8 protein-coding genes are annotated in these 20,568 nt (G+C 63.7%); 3 read left to right on the top strand and 5 right to left on the bottom strand.

What is annotated here, in order from left to right:
* Nucleotides 1-77: 77 nt before the first annotated feature.
* The 3 genes from DYL61_RS22220 to DYL61_RS22230 all read right to left on the bottom strand — a co-directional run bounded on the left by DYL61_RS22220 (nucleotide 78) and on the right by DYL61_RS22230 (nucleotide 2,969).
* Complete coding sequence (locus DYL61_RS22220; RefSeq protein ID WP_135310112.1) at nucleotides 78-845, bottom strand: N-acetylmuramoyl-L-alanine amidase; 768 nt, start codon at nucleotides 843-845, stop codon at nucleotides 78-80.
* Nucleotides 846-969: 124 nt separating this feature from the next.
* Nucleotides 970-2,292, bottom strand: coding sequence for an ATP-binding protein (locus tag DYL61_RS22225; RefSeq protein WP_135310113.1), 1,323 nt, complete (start codon nucleotides 2,290-2,292; stop codon nucleotides 970-972).
* Complete coding sequence (locus DYL61_RS22230; RefSeq protein ID WP_105694910.1) at nucleotides 2,289-2,969, bottom strand: response regulator; 681 nt, start codon at nucleotides 2,967-2,969, stop codon at nucleotides 2,289-2,291. The genes DYL61_RS22225 and DYL61_RS22230 overlap by 4 nt, the downstream gene beginning before the upstream one ends.
* A gap of 175 nt (nucleotides 2,970-3,144) precedes the next feature.
* Here DYL61_RS22230 and dsbD point away from each other — a divergent pair, with 175 nt between their 5' ends.
* The 3 genes from dsbD to dsbG are packed head-to-tail and all read left to right on the top strand — an operon-like array spanning nucleotide 3,145 to nucleotide 6,454.
* Nucleotides 3,145-4,872, top strand: coding sequence for a protein-disulfide reductase DsbD (dsbD, locus tag DYL61_RS22235; RefSeq protein WP_135310114.1), 1,728 nt, complete (start codon nucleotides 3,145-3,147; stop codon nucleotides 4,870-4,872).
* Nucleotides 4,872-5,717, top strand: a complete 846-nt coding sequence (locus DYL61_RS22240; protein WP_135310115.1) for a TlpA disulfide reductase family protein — start codon at nucleotides 4,872-4,874, stop codon at nucleotides 5,715-5,717. Before dsbD ends, DYL61_RS22240 begins: the two co-directional genes overlap by 1 nt.
* Nucleotides 5,693-6,454 carry a thiol:disulfide interchange protein DsbG gene (gene dsbG / locus DYL61_RS22245; protein WP_135310116.1) on the top strand — a complete coding sequence of 254 codons (762 nt, stop codon included), beginning with the start codon at nucleotides 5,693-5,695 and terminating at the stop codon, nucleotides 6,452-6,454. Before DYL61_RS22240 ends, dsbG begins: the two co-directional genes overlap by 25 nt.
* A 130-nt stretch (nucleotides 6,455-6,584) precedes the next feature.
* Here the strand turns inward: dsbG and DYL61_RS22250 are convergent, their stop codons facing one another.
* Nucleotides 6,585-19,478 (bottom strand): non-ribosomal peptide synthetase, encoded by a 12,894-nt coding sequence (locus DYL61_RS22250; RefSeq protein ID WP_135310117.1) that lies wholly within the window; start codon nucleotides 19,476-19,478, stop codon nucleotides 6,585-6,587.
* Nucleotides 19,479-19,529: 51 nt separating this feature from the next.
* Nucleotides 19,530-20,282 carry a thioesterase II family protein gene (locus DYL61_RS22255; protein WP_135310118.1) on the bottom strand — a complete coding sequence of 251 codons (753 nt, stop codon included), beginning with the start codon at nucleotides 20,280-20,282 and terminating at the stop codon, nucleotides 19,530-19,532.
* Between the last annotated feature and the right edge of the window lie 286 nt (nucleotides 20,283-20,568).

Raw genomic sequence — 20,568 nt, forward strand, 5'->3', positions numbered from 1 at the left:
GAAAGCCGCTCATCTGCTGTTTCCTTAACTGACAGGCATTGGGGCATGCCCCCTCCCACATTTGACCGAGTACGACGTTACAGTCCGCGGTACTTTTCATTCAGGGCATACAGAATCGCGCAAGTCTCTGCATCCAGAAACCCGCAAAAGTCCCGTGGCCGGAAATGCATCTGAAACGCCCGCGTCCTGAGTTCAAACGCCTGGCGATTCTGCGCCGGCTTATAGCCATAGCGCTGAAACGCCCGCTCCACCTCCACTTCCGGTGGTAACCCGACACAAAAGCGGCGCTGGTACATCGCCCGCGTCGGCTCATCAAACCAGGCGCCTATACCCGCTTCGTACAGGCGCCGCCACGGCAGCCGAGGGCCGGGATCGCTCTTGCGCCAATACGCCACATCTGAATGCCCGAGGATGTCCGTAGGACCGATCTGCGCAAAGCGCCCGAGGATGTCGCGAAGCAGCGCGACCAGCACCTGGATCTGTTCCTCCTCGTACGCAGGAAACGTGAACATGCCAGCCTCATCCCGTGCCAGGTTGACGATCTCGATGCCAATCGCGCGGCTGTTGAGATTATCGCGGCCGCCCCATTGGCTGACCCCCGCATGCCAGGCGCGCTTGTCCTCGTCGACCAGGCGAAACACCCGCAACTCGTCATAACCGGCGGCGCGGTAGCTGGACTCTTCAGGGTCGGGTAGCAAATAGTGCGCGCTGACCCCGTCTTCGGTCAGGGTGCGCAGGGACGCAGCAAAGGGTGCAGCGGTGTAATGCACGATCACTTGCTGCGCGGCTTCACCGTTGCGTTCGTTGAAGCCTTTGGCAGGAAAACTGGTATCGATGACCAACATGAGAACCGTCCTTTTCAATGCAGGCCGAGTCTTTCAGCCCGTTCAAGCGCAAAAAAATTACCGCCATCCTGAAGGCTTGCACCTTGAGGAGGCGGTAACTATTTGGCACGTGAAAGAAAAGTGATCAGCGGCGCAGCGGCATACCCAGCTCGACGCGCAGGCCATCGGCTTGACTGTCGAATTTCAGCGAGCAGGAACAGCGCTGCACAATCGCTTGCACGATGGCCAGGCCCAGTCCGCAGCCTTCGCTGTTGCCATTGCGCCAGAAGCGTTGGGTCAGGTATTGCAGGTCTTCGGCGGAAATTTGCTTGCCGTGGTCACGCACGCGAAAGACCACGTGATCGTCGGCGGTAAACACGCTGAGTTCCACACGGGTGTCTGCCGGGGTATGGCGCAGGGCGTTATCCAGCAGGTTCCGCAAGGCGGCAACGGCCAGGCCGACCGGCATTTCCACCGGCGTGTCGCTGAGGTTGTCCGGCAGAATCAGGTCGATGCGCTGGTTGTCGCCGGCATTGGCATCTTCGATGGCCAAGCGTGCCACGTCCTCCGTGCTGGACTGCAGGCCATCGTCGAACGACAGGCTGCCCTCGACGCGTGCCAGCAAGAGCAATTGCTCAAGCGTGCGGTGCAGGCGGTCGGCGCCTTCCTCGGCGTGGGCCAGCGACTGGTCGCGGGCGGCGCCTTCGGTCATGCGCGCCACTTGCAGGTGGGTCTTGATCGCCGTCAACGGGCTGCGCAGTTCGTGGGCGGCATCGCCGGTGAGGCGACGTTCGCGTTCGATGGTCTTGGCGATGCGTTGCAGTAACTGATTCTGGGTGTCCAGCAGCGGCTTGAGTTCACTGGGCAGCGGGTGAATCTGCAACGGTTCGAGGGAGTCGGCGCTGCGACGCATCAGCGCATCGCGCATGCGGTTGAGCGGCAGCAGGCTCTGGCCGATGCCCAGCCACAGCAAGCACAGGCAACCCAGCATCGCCACGCCCACCGGCACCGACGCCGCCAGCAGGATCGACAGGTTCAGCGCCTCGCGCTCTACCTGGCGGTCGGCGGTGGTAATCAGCAGGTCGCCACGGGACAGTGTGAAGCTGCGCCAGCCGACACCGTCGATCACCTGGTCACGAAAGCCGCTCTTGCGCGACTCCAGGCCTTCATCCGGGGTGGTATGGCTACGCGCCAGGATTTCCCCGCGCAACGAGCTGACCTGGCACGCCATGCCGCCCGGCACATGCAGTTGTTCGGCGCTGAAATGCGCGCCACCGCTGACACTGGCCAGGCCCGGCATCTGCTCGGTCAGCCCGGCCACCATGCGCGCGGAGGCCACCAGCCGTTGGTCGAGGGAGAACATCATCTGGTTGCGCAAGTCGTTGAGCATCCAGGCGGCGGCCAAGGCCCAGATCAATACAAAAGCGGCGCCCAGCTTGAACGTGAGGCGCAGGCGCAGGCTTTTCACGAGGCGTCGTCCCCGCCATCCGCCGGCCCCAGGCGATAGCCGAGGCCGCGTACGGTCTCGACGATGCCGTTGCCCAATTTGCGCCGCAGGTGGTGGATGTGCACGTTGAGGGCATTGCTTTCCAGCTCATCGTTGAAGCCGTAGACGCTGTCCTTGAGCTGTTCGCTGGACAGAACGCGGCCCTTGTTGTGCAGCAGTGCTTGCAGCAGGGCCTGTTCGCGACGGGACAAATCCACCGGCTCGCCGCCCAGAAAGGTTTCGCGGCTGCTCGGGTCGTACGCCAGGCGACCATGTTCGATCAGGTTGACACTGCGCCCCGCCACCCGTCGCAGCAGGGTTTGCAGGCGTGCGGCGAGTTCGCGCAGGTCGAAGGGTTTGAGCAGATAGTCATCGGCCCCGGCTTGCAGGCCGTCGACACGGTTGGTCACCGAGTCCCGTGCGGTGAGGATCAGCACGGGGATTTCCAGGCCCTGGCTGCGCTGTTGTTGCAGCAACTTGAGGCCGTCCTCATCCGGCAGGCCGAGGTCGAGCACCATGATGTCGAACGTAGCGGCCTTGAGCATGGCCCGCGCCGCCGCCGCCGTGCCCACACGCTCCACGGTAAACCCCTGGGCGGTGAGGCCGGCCACGATGCCGCTGGCGATCAGTTCGTCGTCTTCGCAGACCAGTACGTGCATGCTGAACCCTTCATGAAAGATGGGGGGATTAGAAAAGGCACAGATTAAGCGCGCATTATGCCGCCAAAGTTCGCAACATCAGACATTCCCTACACTCTAGAATAGCGCCCGGTTAATCATCGGTTAATCAACGCCACACATTGTGTGCCTACTTGCAACGAACTAAGGCTTGACCATGCGGCATCTGTTTACCTTTCTGCTGGTGTTGTTCGCGGGATTCGCCCAAGCGTCACCGGGCAACCCGTTTGAGACCAAACCCGATTTCCTCCCGGTGGGCAAGGCCTTCACCTTTACCTCCGAACGTCTCGAAAGCGGCGAGACCCAGCTGTATTGGCAGATTGCCGACGGTTATTACCTGTACAAACAGCGCATGAAATTCGACGGCCTGGCCGAGAAACCGACGCTGCCTCAGGGTGAAGCCCATAGCGATGAGTTCTTCGGCGACCAAGAAGTGTATCGCCAGGGCCTGGAAGTGAAGATCCCCGCCGGCGTCACCGGCCAGGTCAAGCTGGGCTGGCAGGGCTGCGCCGATGCAGGCCTGTGCTACCCGCCGCAGTCGATCACCGTGGACCTGGGCGGTAATCCCGCCGTGGCGGCCACCGCCGAAGCCCAGGACCAGAGCCTGGCCAGTGGCCTGCAACAGCGCAGCCTGGGGTGGAGCCTGCTGATTTTCTTTGGCCTGGGCCTGCTGTTGGCCTTCGCCCCTTGCTCGCTGCCGATGTTGCCGATTCTTGCTGGCCTGGTGGTCGGCAGTGGCGCCAGCCCGCGTCGCGGTTTTGCCCTGGCCAGCAGCTATGTGGTGTGCATGGCGTTGGTGTATGCAGCCCTCGGTGTACTCGCGGCGCTACTGGGCGGCAACCTCGCGGCCTGGCTGCAAACGCCGTGGATCCTCGGCAGTTTCGCCGCGTTGTTCGTGATCCTTGCCCTGCCGATGTTCGGTTTTTTTGAACTGCAACTGCCGGCCTTCCTGCGTGATCGCCTGGACACCGTCAGCCGCCAGCAAAGCGGCGGCAGCCTGGTGGGCGCGGGGATTCTCGGCGCACTCTCCGGCCTGCTGGTCGGCCCGTGCATGACCGCGCCCCTCGCCGGTGCCCTGCTGTATATCGCCCAAAGCGGTAACGCGCTGCATGGCGGCCTGATCCTGTTCGCCATGGGCATCGGCATCGGCATCCCGCTGTTGTTGCTGGTGACCGTGGGCAACCGCTTCCTGCCTAAACCCGGCACCTGGATGAACGTGCTCAAGGGCATCTTCGGCTTCCTGTTCCTCGGCACCGCCGTGCTGATGATTCGCCCGGTGATCGGTGAAAGCCTGTGGATCGGCCTGTGGGGCGCATTGGCCCTGGTAATGGCTTACTGCGGTTGGACCCTCGCTCGCGAATACGGCCTGGCCGCCAAGGTGTTCGGCGCCGGGTCCCTGCTGTTGGGCCTGTGGGGCGCGGTGTTGGTGGTGGGCGCGGCCGGTGGCAGCGATGACCTGTGGCAACCGTTGAAGGTCTACAGCGGCTCTCGCGTTGCCGACAGCGCCAGCGCCCACGACGCCTTTATGACCATCAGCGACCCGGCCATCCTGCAAAGCCAGCTCGACAGCGCCAAGGTCCAGGGCCAATGGGTGCTGGTGGACTACTACGCCGACTGGTGCGTGTCGTGCAAGATCATGGAAAAACAGGTGTTCGGCAAACCCGAGGTGATGGACGCGTTGAAAGACGTGCGCCTGCTGCGCCTGGACGTCACCGCCGACAACGCCGCCAGCCGCGAGCTGCTCGGCCGCTACAAAGTGCCGGGGCCACCGAGCTTTGTGTGGATCGGCCCGGACGGCGAAGAACGCCGCGCCCAACGCATCACCGGCGAAGTGGATGCCGCCGCTTTCCTGCAACGCTGGACGCAAACTCGAGACGCGCCCTGATGCTGACCCTGACCATCGGCACCTTCGCCATCGCCCTGAACCATATCCTGCTGATCAGTGCGCTGATCCTCGCCACCCTGGTGGGCTGGCGCGTGGCCAAGCGCGGCGGTGAAAACCCGGAATCGGTGCTGTTCAGCCTGTTCCTGCTGGGCATGCTGGCGGCGCGCATCAGCTTTGTATTGATGTACTGGGATGAGTACAGCAACGACTGGCTGCAAATGGTCGACCTGCGCGATGGCGGCTTTCTCGCCTGGCCCGGCGTGATCGTGCTGATCCTCGGCGCGCTGGCCTACGGCTGGCGCCGCCCGCCCCTGCGCACGCCGCTGAGCGCCGGGGTCATCACTGGCCTGGTGTTCTGGGGCATGGCCAGCCTGGCACTGAACCTGTACGACAAGGGCTCGCAGCTGCCCGACATCACCCTGCGCAATGCCAATGGCGACGTGGTGCAATTGGCCGACTACAAAGGCGGCCCGCTGGTGATCAACCTGTGGGCCACCTGGTGCCCACCGTGCCGACGCGAAATGCCGGTGCTGGAACGCGCACAACACCAACGCCCTGACGTGACCTTCCTGTTCGTCAACCAGGCCGAGAGCATGCAAAGCGTCAGTACCTTCCTCGCCACCCAAGGCCTGACCCTGGATAACGTGCTGTTCGACGCCAGCGGCCGCCTCGGCCAGGCCGTGGGCTCCATGGCCTTGCCCACCACCCTGTTCTACCAAGCCGATGGGCGCCTGATCAACAGCCACCTGGGCGAGTTGTCACACGCCAGCCTGGCCCGCGCCATGGAACCCTTCGACACCGCCACAACAAGGAAACCGACATGCCAAGCCTCCGCCACCTGCTGATCTCACTACCGCTGACGCTGGCGGTCACCCTGGCCCATGCCGAAGACTGGCCCGCACCGATCAAACAGATCGAAGCCAAGGGCGCCAAGATCCTCGGCAAATTCGACGCTCCCAGTGGGCTCACCGGCTACGCCGCGCAATACCAGAACCGTGGCATGGCGCTGTACCTGACCGCCGACGGCAACAGCGTGATCGCCGGCAACCTGTACGATGCCCAAGGCAACGACCTGAGCAGCGCGCCCCTGGAAAAACTGGTGTACGCGCCGATGGCCAAGGAAGTCTGGGCCAAGATGGAAAAAAGCAGCTGGATCCAGGACGGCGACGTCAAGGCGCCACGCATCGTCTACCTGTTCAGCGACCCCAACTGCCCCTATTGCAACATGTTCTGGGAACAGGCCCGTCCTTGGGTGAAGGCCGGTAAGGTGCAGTTGCGCCACATCATGGTCGGCATTATCCGCGAAGACAGCGCGGCAAAATCGGCGGCATTGTTCGCGGCAAAAGACCCGCAAAAGGCGCTGGAAGAACATGAGGCCGCCGGCAAGGGCAGCAAGTTGCAGCCGCTGGCCAAGATCCCGGCAAACATCGAGGCCAAGCTCGATGCCAATATGAAGTTGATGGATGAATTGGAGTTGTCGGCGACGCCGGCGATTTTTTATCTGGATGACAAGGGTGGGTTGCAGCAACAGCAGGGGGCGCCGTCGCCGGAGAAGTTGGCCAAGATCATGGGGCCGAAATAAGCGGCGCCTGTGAGGGCCTCATCGGGGGCAAGCCCCCTCCCACATTTTGACCTGTGAATACATTCAAGTGTGGGAGGGGCGGTGCGACGATTCGACTGGCCCCCGATGAGGCCCTCACAGGCAATGAAGATTAAAGCCCCTCCAGTTCAGCCATCAAATCACTCAACCGATCCACCTTCTCCGCACTGATCTCATTGGCCGCCAGCCCCTCGATATACTCGGCCAGCTCCGCCACCGTGCTGCATTCGAACATCGCCCTGAGCGGCACATCCCGTTGCAAGGTCTTCTGCACCCGCGAGGCAATTTGCGTGGCCAGCAACGAGTGCCCGCCCAGTTCGAAGAAGTTGTCCTGCACCCCTACCCGTTCAACCTTCAGCACCTCAGCCCAGATCGCGGCCAACGTGGTTTCCAGTTCGGTACGCGGCGCCAGGTAGTCCTGGCTGTGCAATTGGCCGATTTCCAGATCGGGCAACGCCTTGCGGTCGAGTTTGCCGTTGGCATTCAGCGGCAGGCGTTCAAGCCATAGCCAGTGCAGCGGCACCATGTATTCCGGCAGTTCGGCGCGCAAGCGTTGCTTGATGCGGTCCAGGCGTTCGCCGGGGCTCAGCGCGGTGTCGGCGGCCACCAGATAGCCCACCAGGTGCTTGCCGTTGACGCCCTCCTGCACGCCCACCGCTCCATCGCGAACTTCCGGTTGCTCATGCAGGCGCGCTTCGATTTCACCCAGTTCGATGCGGTAGCCGCGAATCTTCACTTGATGGTCGATACGCCCGACGTATTCCAGCACGCCGTCACTGCGGCGGCGCGCCAGGTCGCCGGTGCGATACAGGCGTTCGCCCGGCGCACCGAACGGGTTCGGCACAAACACCGGTGCAGTGCGCAGTGGGTCGCTGACATAACCGCGCCCCACCCCGGTGCCCGCCACGCACAGCTCGCCGACTGCGCCTTGGGGCACCAGCTCCAGCGCGCCATTGAGCAGGTACAGGCGGTTGTTGTCGGTGGGCGTACCAATCGGCAGATAAGTGCCACGGGTCGAGGCCAGGTCGACGCGGTAGAACGCCACATCGTCCGAGCATTCCGCCGGACCATAGGCATTCACCAGGCCAATCTGCGGATAACGTTGCAACCATTGGTGCGCCAGCTCCGGTGGCATCGCTTCACCGGTCGGCAGCATCCAGCGCAGGCCGTCGAGGTTGATGCGGTCCTGGGCGAGCATGCCCTGGATCAGTGACGGCACGCTCTCCAGCACCGTGATGCCCTGCGCCTGGACATGCTCCAGCAAGCCTTGCGGATCATGGGCCAGCGTGTTCGGCACAATGTCCACCCGCGCACCAAACAACGGCGCGGCGAGGAACTGCCACACGGAAATATCGAAGCTTTGCGAGGCGGTCTGGGCGATCACATCCGCCTCACTCAGGTCCAGGTACGGCACCTTGCTCAGTTGGTTATTGAGCATGCCGCGCTGTTCCACCATCACGCCTTTGGGCAGGCCAGTGGAGCCCGAGGTGTAGATCACGTAGGCGAGGTTGTCCGGGGCGCTATAGACACCTGGGTTTTCGCCACGCGCCGGGATTTCCTCCCACACCAGCAATGAGCAATCGAAGCCTTCCAGCAACGCAATGGCCTGCTCGCGACACGCCTCGGTGCATACCAGCAGCGGCGTACGGCTCAGGTCGATGATGCTGCGCAAGCGCTGGCTGGGCAGGCCAGGGTCCAACGGCAAGTAACCGGCGCCGGCCTTGAAGCTGCCGATGATCATGCCCAGCAGGTCGAGGTTGCGCTCGGCCAGCAACGCCACCGGTTGGTCCAGGCCAACGCTCGCTGCGATCAAGGCATGGCCCAGGCCGTTACTGCGGCGGTTCAGTTCGTCATAGGTCCATTGCTGGTCGAGGCAACTGGCGGCGATACGCTGTGGATGCGCGGCCACCTGGGCTTCGAACAGTTCGACGTAGCTGCGCTCCAGCGGATACGCGTGCGCGCTCTGGTTGCAGCCGTCCACCAGGAACTCACGTTCCTGCTCGCCAATCAGCGGCAGCTCGGCCATGTCGCCATGGAAGCCCTGCACCAGCGCCAGCAGCAGGCGCTTGAACTCGCCGAGCATGCCTTGCACGGTACTTTCGTCGAAGTAGCGCTGGTCGTAGGACAGGTGCAAGCCCAGGTCATCACCGGGGTAGCACACCGCCGTCAGCGGGAAGTTGGTGTGAGTACGGCCAGAGTCCGAGGTGGCATTCAGGCTTTGTGCGCGGTCCAGCACCGAGACTTCCACCGGGGCGTTTTCGAACACGAACAGGCTGTCGAACAGCGGCTGGCCCTTGGGCAGTTCGCTGTGTTCCTGGATGGTCACCAGCGGCAGGTATTCGTACTCGCGCAGTTGCATATTGCTGTCGAGCAGGCCGCTCAGCCATTGGCGCACGCTGCACTTCTGATCGTCCTCGGGCAGCTTCACCCGCAGCGCAATACTGTTGATGAACAGGCCGACGGTGCGTTGCATCTCGGGCATTTCCACCGGTCGCCCGGCCACGGTAACGCCGAACAGCACATCACGATCGCCGCTCAGGCGGCGCAGCACCAACGCCCACGCCGCTTGGGCGAAAGTGTTGACGGTCAGTTGATGGGCCTGGGCCAGCTCACGCAATTGCGCGCCGTCACGGGCATCGAGACGGGTGTAGCAATCGCCCACCACCATGCCGCCGTGGCCCGCGTGATCACGCATAAAGGGCCGGTCGCTCGGAATCGGCGTAGTGCGCTCGAAGCCTCGCAGGTTCTGCTGCCACCACTGGCGTGCTTCATTCAAATTCTGGCGTTGCAGCCAGGCGATGTAATCGCGATAGCGCGGCGGCGTGGCCAGTTGCGCGTCGCGGCCTTCGCCGAGGGCCATGTAGAGCTCGAAGAAGTCATTCATCAGCAGCGAACGGCACCACGCATCGATGAGGATGTGGTGGTTGCTCATCATGAACCAGTAGCGCTCGGCGCCGACGCGGATCAAGCGCAGGTGGAACGGCGCCTGGTTGAGCAGATCGAAACCCGCTTCGCGCTCGGACTTGAGCAACGCTTGCAGGCGCGGCTCCTGTTCATCTTCCGGGTCGTTGCTCCAATCCAGGTATTCAATCGGCGTGCTACCCGGCTTATGAATCACTTGCAGCATGTCCTCGCCGACGTTCCAGCAGAACGAGGCGCGCAGGGCTTCGTGACGGGCGATCACCGCTTGCCACGCCTGGGCAAAACGCTCGGGGTCGAGGGCGCTGTTGATGCGGTAGCGGTCCTGCATGTAGTACAGGCCGGTGCCCGGTTCCAGCAGGGTGTGCAGCAGCAGACCTTCCTGCATCGGTGTCAGCGGGTAGACGTCCTCGATGGCGCTGGCCGGTACCGGCAACGCATCCAATTGCGGCTGGGTCAGCTGCGCCAGCGGGAAGTCGGACGGCGTGAGGCCACCGGCGTCATCCTTGAGGCAGTGGGCGACCAGGCTGTGCAGTTCGGCGAGGTAGGCCTCGGCCAATTCGCGGATGGTTTGCGGGTCATGACGCTCACGGCTGAAGGTCCAGCGCAGCACCAGCTCACCGCCGTAGACCTGGCTGTCGACGCTCAGGGCATTGGGCAGCGGCGCCTCCGGGTCATGGGCCAGCCCGGCGGACTCGTCCAGCGGGTGGAACAGCGCGTCACTGCCGAAGCTCTGGTCGAACTGGCCGAGGTAGTTGAAGGTGATATCGGCGGTTGGCAGCGCGGCCATGGTTTGCCGGGTCTGCGCGTCGGCCAGGTAGCGCAGCACGCCATAGCCGAGGCCTTTGTGCGGCACGCCGCGCAGTTGCTCCTTGATCGCCTTGATCGAGGCGCCCTGCCCGGCCGCCTCTTCGATCTGCACCGGGGTCAGGCGCAGTGGATAGGCACTGGTGAACCAGCCGACACTGCGGGTCAGGTCGATGTCATCGAACAGGCTTTCGCGGCCGTGGCCTTCCAGTTGGATCAGCGCCGAAGCGTGTCCGCTCCAGCGGCACAACACACGGGCCAGGGCGGTCAGCAACAGGTCGTTGACCTGGGTGCGATAGGCGCTTGGCGCCTGTTGCAGCAACTGGCGGGTGTGTTCGGCATCCAGGCGCACGCTGACGGTGTCGGCATCGCGGTTGCGCGTCGAACCCTGTGGGCGATCCACCGGCAACGCCACGACCGGGCCGGCCAATTGCGCCTGCCATACGTTCAGTTCTTCGCGCAGGGATTCGCTGCCGGCGTACGCCTGCAAACGGGCGGCCCAATCGCGCAGTGCGCTGGTCTTGGCCGGCAGGCTGACGGACTGGCCCTCGCTCAACTGGCGGTAGACCGTTTGCAGATCCTCCAACAACACGCGCCACGACACGCCGTCCACCACCAGGTGATGGATCGCGATCAGCAGGCGTTGCTGGCCTTCAGGGCCGTCCACCAGCAGGGCGCGCAACAGCGGGCCGTGTGCCAGGTCGAGGCTGCGCTGGGTGTCGGTGAACAGGGCGGTACACTGTTGCATGTCACGCACCTGGGCCTGCATCAGCACGCCGCCGTGAGGCACAGCCAAGTGTTCGGCGTGCCATTGGGCGTCGCGCTGGGTGAAGCTCAGGCGCAAGGCGTCGTGATGTTCCAGTACCGCCAGCAACGCTTGCTCCAGGCGATGGGGTTCCAGCAGTTGCAGCGGCTTGAGCACCAGCGCCTGATTCCAGTGCTGACGCTTGGGAATGTCAGTGTCGAAGAACCAGTGCTGGATCGGCGTGAGGCCCGAGCTGCCTGTCAACACACCTTGCTCGGCGGTAACCCGCTCGGAGCGCGTGGCGACGGCGGCCAGGGTTTGCACGGTCTGGTGCTGGAACAAATCCCGTGGGCTGAAATGAATCCCGGCCTGTCGCGCACGGCTGACCACCTGGATCGACAGGATCGAATCGCCGCCCAGTTCGAAGAAGTTATCGTCGAGGCCGACTTGCTGCACATTCAACACCGCTGCCCAGATGGCCGCGAGGGTCTGTTCCAGCTCATTGCGCGGCGCCACGTACTGTTGGCGATTGGCCTCCGGGTCCGGCTGCGGCAAGGCGCGGCGGTCGAGTTTGCCGTTGGCGGTCAGCGGCATAGCGTCCAGCACGATCAAGTGCGCGGGCACCATGTAGTCCGGCAGTTGCGCCTTGAGGTGCGCTTTCAGCGCATCCCGCAAAGCGCCGTGTTCGGCGTCGCTGACCAGGTAGGCCACCAGCTGTTTGCCGCTCGGCGAATCCAGCGCCAGTACCACCGCTTCGCGCACCGCCGCGTGTTCCAGCAGACGAGTTTCAATCTCCCCCAGCTCGATACGGAAACCGCGAATCTTCACCTGATGGTCGATACGCCCCAGGTACTCCACCAAGCCATCGGCGCGTTGGCGCACCAGGTCGCCGGTGCGGTACAGGCGGCCGCCGTTGCTGGCAAACGGATCGGCCACAAAGCGCTCCGCCGTCATGCCCGGACGCTCGTGATACCCCTGGGCCAAACCCGCGCCGCCAACGTACAACTCGCCCGTCGCACCTTGCGGCACCAACGCCAGGTCGGCATCGAGGATGTACGCCACACGGGCGCCGATGATGCTGCCAATCGGCACGCTGCCAGCGCCCTCCTCCAGTTGCTCCGGTGCCAGGCTGGCCAGCGGCATCACCACGGTTTCAGTCGGGCCATAGGCATTAAAGAACACCTGGGGCTGGAACGCGGCACGAATGCGCTGCAAATGCTCACCGGTCAGCGCCTCGCCACCGGTGATGCACATGCGCACCGGCAAGGTTTGCTGTTGGGTCGCCAGCCACTGCGCCAACTGGCTGCCGTAGCTTGGGGTGAAGCCGAGAATATTGATGCGATGGGTGCGGATCAGCCCGCAGATCTCTTCCGCATCCCACTGGCCTTGGGCACGCAGCACCACCTGCGCACCGCTGAGCAACGGCACCAGCAGACGCTCGGTGGCGGCGTCGAAGTTGATCGAATAGAAGTGCAGCTCGCAGTCATCCGGGCGCATACCAAAACGTTCGATCACCGCCGCGCAATGCATGGCGATTTCACCGTGGGACACCACCACGCCCTTCGGCTTGCCGGTGGAGCCCGAGGTGTAGATCAAGTACGCCTGATGCTGCGGCAAGCTGATAAACGGCAGCTCGCTGGACGGGTAATTGGCGAGTACCGGCAGGTCATCTTCCAGGCACCAGCACGCCACGCTGACTGGCAGTTCGCCGAGGGCTTCGAACATTGCCGCATCGCTGAGCAACAGGCCGATGCCGCTGTCTTCGATCATGTAGTGCAGGCGGTCGAGCGGGTATTCCGGGTCCAGCGGCACATAAGCGCCACCGGCCTTGAGGATCGCCAGCAGGCCGACCACCATTTCCAGGGAACGCGGCAACGCCAGGCCGACGCGCACCTGCGGACCGACGCCGCGCTCGCGCAGCATCCAGGCCAGACGGTTGGCGCGCTCGTCCAGTTCGCGGTAGCTCAGGGTTTCACCCGCGAAAGTCAGCGCAGGCGCATCGCCACGGACTGCGGCCTGCTGGCTGAACAACGTGTGGATGCACTGGTCGAGGCGGTGCTCGCCCTTTTCGATTCCCAAGCTGTCTTGCAAAGCTTTTTGCTCAACGGCGGTGAGCAATGGCAACTCACTGAGGCGCTGTTGCGGATCGGCGATCAACGCTTCCAGCAGGTTGCGCCAATGCTCGGCCATGCGTGCAATGCGTGGCTCATCGAACAGGTCAGTGCTGTAGGTCAGGCAGCAACCCAGGCGGTGGTCGAGGTCGGTGACTTCCAGGTTCAAGTCGAACTTGGTCGCACGGGCATCGTTGGCCAGGTACTCGACGGTCATGCCAGCCAGTTGACGGCTTTGCTGGAATTCCCAGCGCTGCACGTTGCACATCACCTGGAACAGCGGGTTGTACGCCGCGCTGCGGGTGGGTTGCAGCGCCTCCACCAAGTGGTCGAACGGCAGGTCCTGATGGGACTGGCCTTCGATCACGGTGTGGCGCACCTGCTCAAACAGCTCGGCGACATTCATCTGCCCAGTGAGCTGGCAACGCAGCACCTGGGTGTTGAGGAATGCCCCGATCAGTCCTTCGCTTTCCGGGCGAATACGGTTGGCCACCGGCGCGCCGATGCGCAGGTCGGTCTGGCCGCTGTAGCGGTAAAGCAGCACGGCCAGGGTGGCGGTCATGGTCATGAACAGGGTCAGGCCGCGTTCGGCATTGAAGGCACGCACGCGGGCGGCCAGGTCGTCACTCAAATCGAAGCGGTACAGCTCGCCCTGATGGCTTTGCACGGGCGGACGTGGACGGTCGCCGGGCAGTTCCAGCAGCGGGTGTTCGTTGCCCAGTTGTTGAGTCCAGTAATCCAGTTGGCGCTGGCGCTCGCCGGACTCCAGCCACTGCCGCTGCCACACGCTGTAATCCAGGTATTGCACCGGCAACGGCGCCAGCGGCGACAGGCGCTCATCGATAAACGCCTCGTACAACGCACTGAGTTCACGGGCAAAGATGTCCATGGCCCAGCCTTCGGTGACGATATGGTGCAGGGTCAACACCAAGTAATGCTCCTGCTCGCCAGCCTTGACCACACAGGCGCGCAGCAACGGCCCGGTTTCCAGGTTGAACGGGGTGTGGGCTTCATGATCGGCCAGTTGCTGCAAACGTTGCTGGCGCTCAATTTCGTTCAGCGCCGAGATGTCCTGCCAGTCCATGCGCAGGCCGGTTTGCGCCGAGACCTTCTGATAGGCAACGCCATCCACGCTCGGGAACGTGGTGCGCAGGGTTTCGTGACGCATGATCAAGGCCTGCAACGCCGCCTCGAAACGCCCCACATCCAGCACACCGCGCAGGCGCGCCATGCCGCCGACGTTATACGCCGGGCTGTCCGGTTCCATCTGCCAGAGGAACCACATGCGCTGCTGGGAGTAAGACAGCGGCACCGCTTGGCTGCGGTCGACCTTGGCAATCGCGGTTTGTTGGTTGCGCTGGCCCGACGCCTGGATCCGCTCGACTTGCTCGGCAAACGCCCCCAGCTCACTGGCTTCAAACAGGGTGCGCAACGGCAGTTCGACGTCACACGCCTGGCGGGTGCGGGAGATGATTTGCGTGGCCAGCAACGAGTGCCCGCCAAGGGCGAAGAAATCATCGTGCAGGCCGATGCGCGGCAGGCCGAGGACTTCGCGCCAGATGGCGGCGATTTGTTGTTGCAGCGCGGTTTCGGGCTCGATGTGTTCGCGGGTTTGCCACACCGGTGCAGGCAGCGCACGACGATCCAGCTTGCCGCTGGGGCTCAGGGGCATGGCGTCCAGGCGCATCAACAGCGCGGGCACCATGTACTCCGGCAGTTCGGCGGCCAGAGCGGTTTTTATCTGGTGTTCGTCCAGCTCACCATGGGCGGTGTAGTAGCCGATCAACTGTGCATCCCGCACCAGCACCACGGCTTGGGCGATGCCGTCCAGGGCCAGCAGGCGCGCTTCGATTTCTTCTGGCTCCACACGGAAACCGCGCAGCTTGACCTGCTGGTCGAGGCGACCCAGGTATTCGATCACGCCGTCGGCGCTAAAGCGCGCACGGTCACCGGTGCGATACAGGCGAGTGCCCGAGTGGTCAGCGACAAACCTCTCGGCGGTCAAGCCAGGCCGGCCGAGGTAACCCCGGGCCAAGCCGATGCCACCAATGCACAGTTCACCCGGCACACCCAGCGGCACGGGGTTGAGTTGCTCGTCGAGCACGCGACAGATCACGTTGCCCAGCGGCCGGCCAATCGGCGAGCGTTCGCCGTCTTCAATACGGCAGTGCCAGTGGGTCACGTTGATCGCGGTTTCGGTCGGGCCATACCGGTTGTGCAACTGCACCGCCGGCAACTGCGCCAAAACGCGATTGCGCAGCTCGGCTGGCAAGGCTTCGCCGCCGGAGAACAGGCGACGCAGGCTGGTGCATTCAGCCACCAGCGGCTCATCGATAAACAGCTGCAACAGCGGCGGCACAAAGTGCAGCGTGGTCACGCCGTGTTGTTGCACCAACTGCGCGATGCGGTGCGGGTCGCGATGTTCGCCGGGGCCGGCCAGCACCAGGCGGCAACCGGTGATCAGCGGCCAGAAACACTCCCACACCGACACGTCAAAACTGATCGGCGCCTTTTGCATCAGCACATCGGTGTCATTGAGTTGATAAGTGGCTTGCATCCACTGCAAGCGCTCGGCCAGGGCCGCGTGGGTATTGCCCACGCCTTTAGGCTGGCCGGTGGAGCCCGAGGTGTAGATCACGTAGGCCAGGTTGTCGCCATTCAGGTGCAGGCCCGGTGGTTGGGTCGGCCAGCTGTCCAGGTGCAGGCTGTCCATGGCGATCACGCACACGCCTTCGGCGGTGGGCAGTTGCTCCAGCAACGCGGTCTGGGTCAGCAGCAGGTGCACGCCGCTGTCCTCGAGCATGTAGGCCAGGCGCTCGGCGGGGTAATCCGGGTCCAGCGGCACATAGGCGCCGCCGGCCTTGATGATCGCCAGCAGGCCGATCAGCAATTGCGGTGAACGCTCGGCAGCAATGGCCACGCACACGTCCGGGCCGACGCCTTTGTCACGCAGGTAATGGGCCAGGCGGTTGGCCTGGGTGTGCAGTTGGGCGAAGGTCAGGCTGCCGTCTTGCCAGACCAGCGCGGTGGCGTCCGAAACCTGTTGGTTAAGCAACTCGGGCAGCCATTGCTGGGCCGGAGCACACGGCGCTTCGCTCCACGCGTGTTGCTCGTCTTGCGGCATCAACTGGAGGTCGCCGATGGCTTGCTGGGGCTGGTCACACACGGCGTGCAGTAGGCTGATGAAATGCTCGGCCAGACGCTCAATGGTGCGGGCGTCGAACAGTTCGTCGGCGTAGTCGAACGACAGGCTCAGGCGCCCGTTGCGGTCTTCTTCGCTGTGCAATTGCAGGTCAAACTTGGCTTCGCGACTGTGCCACGGCAGCTCCTCGGCGAGCATGCCCGGCAGGCGGCGCAAGGCGCTCAAATCTCGTTGCTGGTGGTTGAACATGACCTGGAACAGGCCTTGTTCGCGGGCCTGGGGGAAGGCTTCCAGTAGTTGCTCGAACGGCAGGTCCTGGTGGGCCTGGGCGGCCATCGCGGTCTCGCGGGTAGCGGCCAGCAATTGATCGAACGGCAGGCGCCCGTCCAGTTCGGCGCGCAGCACCAAGGTGTTGATAAAGAAACCGATCAGGCCTTGGGTTTCCTGGCGCGGGCGGTTGGCATTGGGCACGCCGATGCGGATATCGCGCTGGCCGCTGTAGCGGTAGAGCAGGCTCTGGAACGTTGCGAGCAACAGCATGAACGGGGTGGATTGGTGGGCCTGGGCGGTCTGGCGAATCGCCTCACTGAGACCTGCGTTCACGCGCACGCTATGCCGCGAAGCGCTGTTGCGCTGCTGCGCCGCTCGCGGATGGTCGGTGGCCAGGCTGAGGGTCGGATGTTCCTCGCCGAGTTGTGCCTTCCAGTAGGCCAGTTGCCGCTGGCCTTCGCCCTCGGCCAGCCATTGGCGCTGCCAGCTGCCGTAGTCGGCGTATTGCAGGGCCAGGGGTGGCAGTTCAAGGGTTTGACCTTGTGTCGCGGCCGCATAGAGGCGAGAGAACTCGTCGATCAGAATGTTGAGCGACCAACCATCGGCAATGATGTGGTGCAGCGTCACCAGCAGTTGGTGATCTTCATCCTCCAGGCGTAGCAGGGTCACCCACAGCAGCGGGCCTTTTTCCAGGTCGAACTGGGTGCGCGCTTCGTCCTCGCGAATTTGTTGCGCGCGGGCTTCGCGCTCAGCGGCAGGCAAGTCGCTGAGGTCGATGACTTGCAGGTCGAAGTCCGCCTTGGCCTCGACGCGCTGGAAGGCCTGGCCGTCGCGCTCGTAGAAACGGGTGCGCAGGGCTTCGTGGCGTTGGACCAGTTGCTGGAAGCTGGCACGCACCGCGTCTTCATCCAACTCGCCGCGCAAGCGCAGCGCCCCGGGAATGGTGTAGGCGCTGCTACGGGGATCCAATTGCCAGGTGATCCACAAGCGGTTTTGCGCCAGGGATTGAGGCAGCTCGTCCTGGCGCGACAGGCGTTGGATCGCGCCTTGGGCCACGCCACCGTCTTGCTGCAATTGCGCGACCTGCGTGGCGAAGCCTGCCAGGGTCGGCGCTTCGAACAGCATGCGCAGGTTCAGTTCCAGGCCCAGGGTTTCGCGCAGGCGCGCCACGACCTGGGTCGCGGTGATCGAGTTACCGCCCAGCAGGAAGAAGTGATCGTCGGCGGCGACGGTTGCGACCTGCAACTGTTCGCACCAGATCGCAGCAATCTGGTTGTGCAGCTCGGACTCCAACGCCGCCTCGCTGACCGAGGCTTGCCGATCAGGGAATTGCGCATAGCTGTCGAGACTGCCATCGGCATGCCGCAGGCCACACGCCGCACGCTGCACCTTGCCGCTGGAGGTCTTGGGCAACGCGCCCGGATTGAGTAGCACCACCACGCTCGGCGCTTCTTGATAGGCCTCGGCAACCGCTTGGCGAATCGCTTTGATCAGTGCGTCGGGCGGCAGGATTTTCTGCACGCTGCGGCTGATCTCGGCGGCGATGCCGATGCCTTCCAGGCCTTGGTCATTTACCGCGAAGGCGGCAACCCGGCCTTTGCGCACCACTTCCACTTCGCGCTCGATGGTTTGCTCGATGTCCTGCGGGTACAGGTTGTGGCCGCGCACGATCAGCAGGTCTTTCAGGCGCCCGGTGATGTACACCTCGCCAAAGCGCATAAAGCCCAAGTCACCGGTGCGCAACCAGGTACGACCGGCGTGCTGGACGAAGGTCTTGGCGGTGGCTTCGGGGTTGCGCCAGTAGCCGTGGGCGATGCTCGGGCCGCTGGCCCAGAGTTCGCCGACGCGGTTGTCTGGCAGTTCGTTCAAGGTGTGTGGATCAACGATCAGCACGGCGTGTTCGGGCTGGCTGGTGCCGCAACTCATGATTGCACTGCCCTGCCCCGGCTCGGCACGATTGGCCGCCAGCGCTTGCTCATCCATGCGCATGGCCGGGATGCCGTGGCCACGGGTGCCACCGGCGACAAACAGGGTGGCTTCGGCCAGGCCATAGGAGGCAAAGAAGTTGTCTGGGGTGAAACCGCAAACGGCGAATTTCTCGGCGAAGCGTTCCAGGGTGTCGAGACGGATCGGTTCGGAACCGGAATAAGCCACGCGCCATTTGCTCAAGTCCAGGCGTTCCAGGGCCGACTCACTGACGCGCTCGCTGCACAGGCGGTAGGCGAAATCCGGGCCGCCACTGATGGTGCCGTTGTATTCGCTGATTGCTTCGAGCCAGCGCAATGGGCGGCCGAGGAAGTAGGCGGGCGACATCAACACGCACGGCACGCCGCTGAAAATCGGTTGCAGCAAACCGCCGATCAAGCCCATGTCATGGTAAAGCGGCAGCCAGCTGACGATCACGTCGTCGGGGTTGAGGTCGATGCCAAAACCGCGACGGATCAGCACTTCGTTGGCCACCAGGTTGCCGTGGCTGACTTGCACGCCCTTGGGCAATGCAGTGGAACCGGAGGTGTATTGCAGGAAGGCAATGTCGTCGGGTTGCAGCTCGGGGGCGACCCACTGGTCGGCATTGTGCAAGGTGTCGACGCTTAATACCGGCGGTGCATTTTCGAGCTGCGACAGGCCCTCGGCCAGACTGGCGATGGTCAGCAGCAAGCGCGGTTCGGCATCCGCGATGATCGACAGCAGCCGCTCCTGGTGATGACGGCGGGTGGACTCCGGCGGATAGGCGGGCACCGCGATCACCCCGGCATACAGGCAACCGAAGAACGCGGCGACGTAATCCGGGCCACTGGGGAACAACAGCACCGCACGGTCGCCCAGGTCCGCGTTGGCCTGCAAGGCGGCGGCGATGGTGCGGGCGCGCTGGTCGAGGTCGCGATAACTGAGCACAACGCTGTGCTCGGCGGACTCGGCGAGGAAGCGCAGGGCCACCTGGTCCGGGGTCTGCTCGGCGCGACGTTGAAGGGACTGGACCAGTGTGCGGGGAAGTTCGAAGGCGTCCATCATGGGGTTCCTGCCTGAAATCGGCTTACGGGGAAATCGGGAATTCGGGGGAGTTCAACCGGCAATCAGTTGCCGCGCCACGCCATTGCGCCAGCGCGCCAGGTGCTCGTCGGCGTAGCGGCGGATACAGCGCAGCACCGCGCTTTCGTGCTGTACGAGGAAGAAGTGGTGGCCATCGAAGAGGTCCAGGGAGAAGCCGCTGGCGGCGTCGGTCTGCCAGTCGAGCAACTGGTCGGCGCGCACCGAATCCTGTTTGCCGCCAAACACGTGGATCGGCATGCGCAACGGCTCGCGCTGGCCATAGGTGAAGCTGCCGCACAGCAGGAAATCGGCGCGTAGGATCGGCAGCATCAACGCCATCAGCTCGGGGTTGGCCAGGGCCTCTTCGGCGGTGCCTTGCAGCTCGCGCAGGCGGGCGATCAGTTGCTCATCGGTCTTTTCGATGGCGTACTCACTGACATCGCGATGGGCTGGGCCGGCCGTGCCGGAGGCAAACAGCGCCAAGGGCGCAGGCACATTGCGTGCGTTCAGTGCGTGCGCCAGTTCGAACGCCAGCAAGCCGCCCAAGCTATGGCCGAACAAGGCATAAGGAGCGCTCAGGTCGTGGCTGATTTCGTCGGCCAATTGCGCAGCCAAGGTCTTGATGTCGCGCTGCAAGGGCTCATCCATGCGCATCCCGCGCCCTGGCAGCTCCAATGGGCACACCTGCAACCAGGCCGGCAGCGCTCGGCGCCAGCGCGCATACACCATGGCACTGGCGCCTGAATAAGGCAGGCAAAACAGACGCAATCGAGTCGGCGCGCTCATAGCACGAAGACTCCAGACTGAAACACGCTATCTGCACGATAGAAACCCATCTCGCTCTCCTGCGGGTGCTGGTCCTAGGCCGTTTCACTAACGAACCTGTCACCCATGAGAACGGACGGCAGCGGCAAATAATTAGTCGCCGGGGACGAGCGAGACGTGGCTCACACCTTTCAGAAAGCCATAAGATTAGTTCGTCTTCTCATTTGACAATCATTATCATTAAGCCTAATTTGTTGCCCGATGTGTAGGAGGCCTCAGCAAGGACGCCCTCCCCTAACCTATTTGG

Origin of the sequence: Pseudomonas nabeulensis, assembly GCF_004682045.1 — a bacterium.
Lineage (GTDB): Bacteria > Pseudomonadota > Gammaproteobacteria > Pseudomonadales > Pseudomonadaceae > Aquipseudomonas > Aquipseudomonas nabeulensis.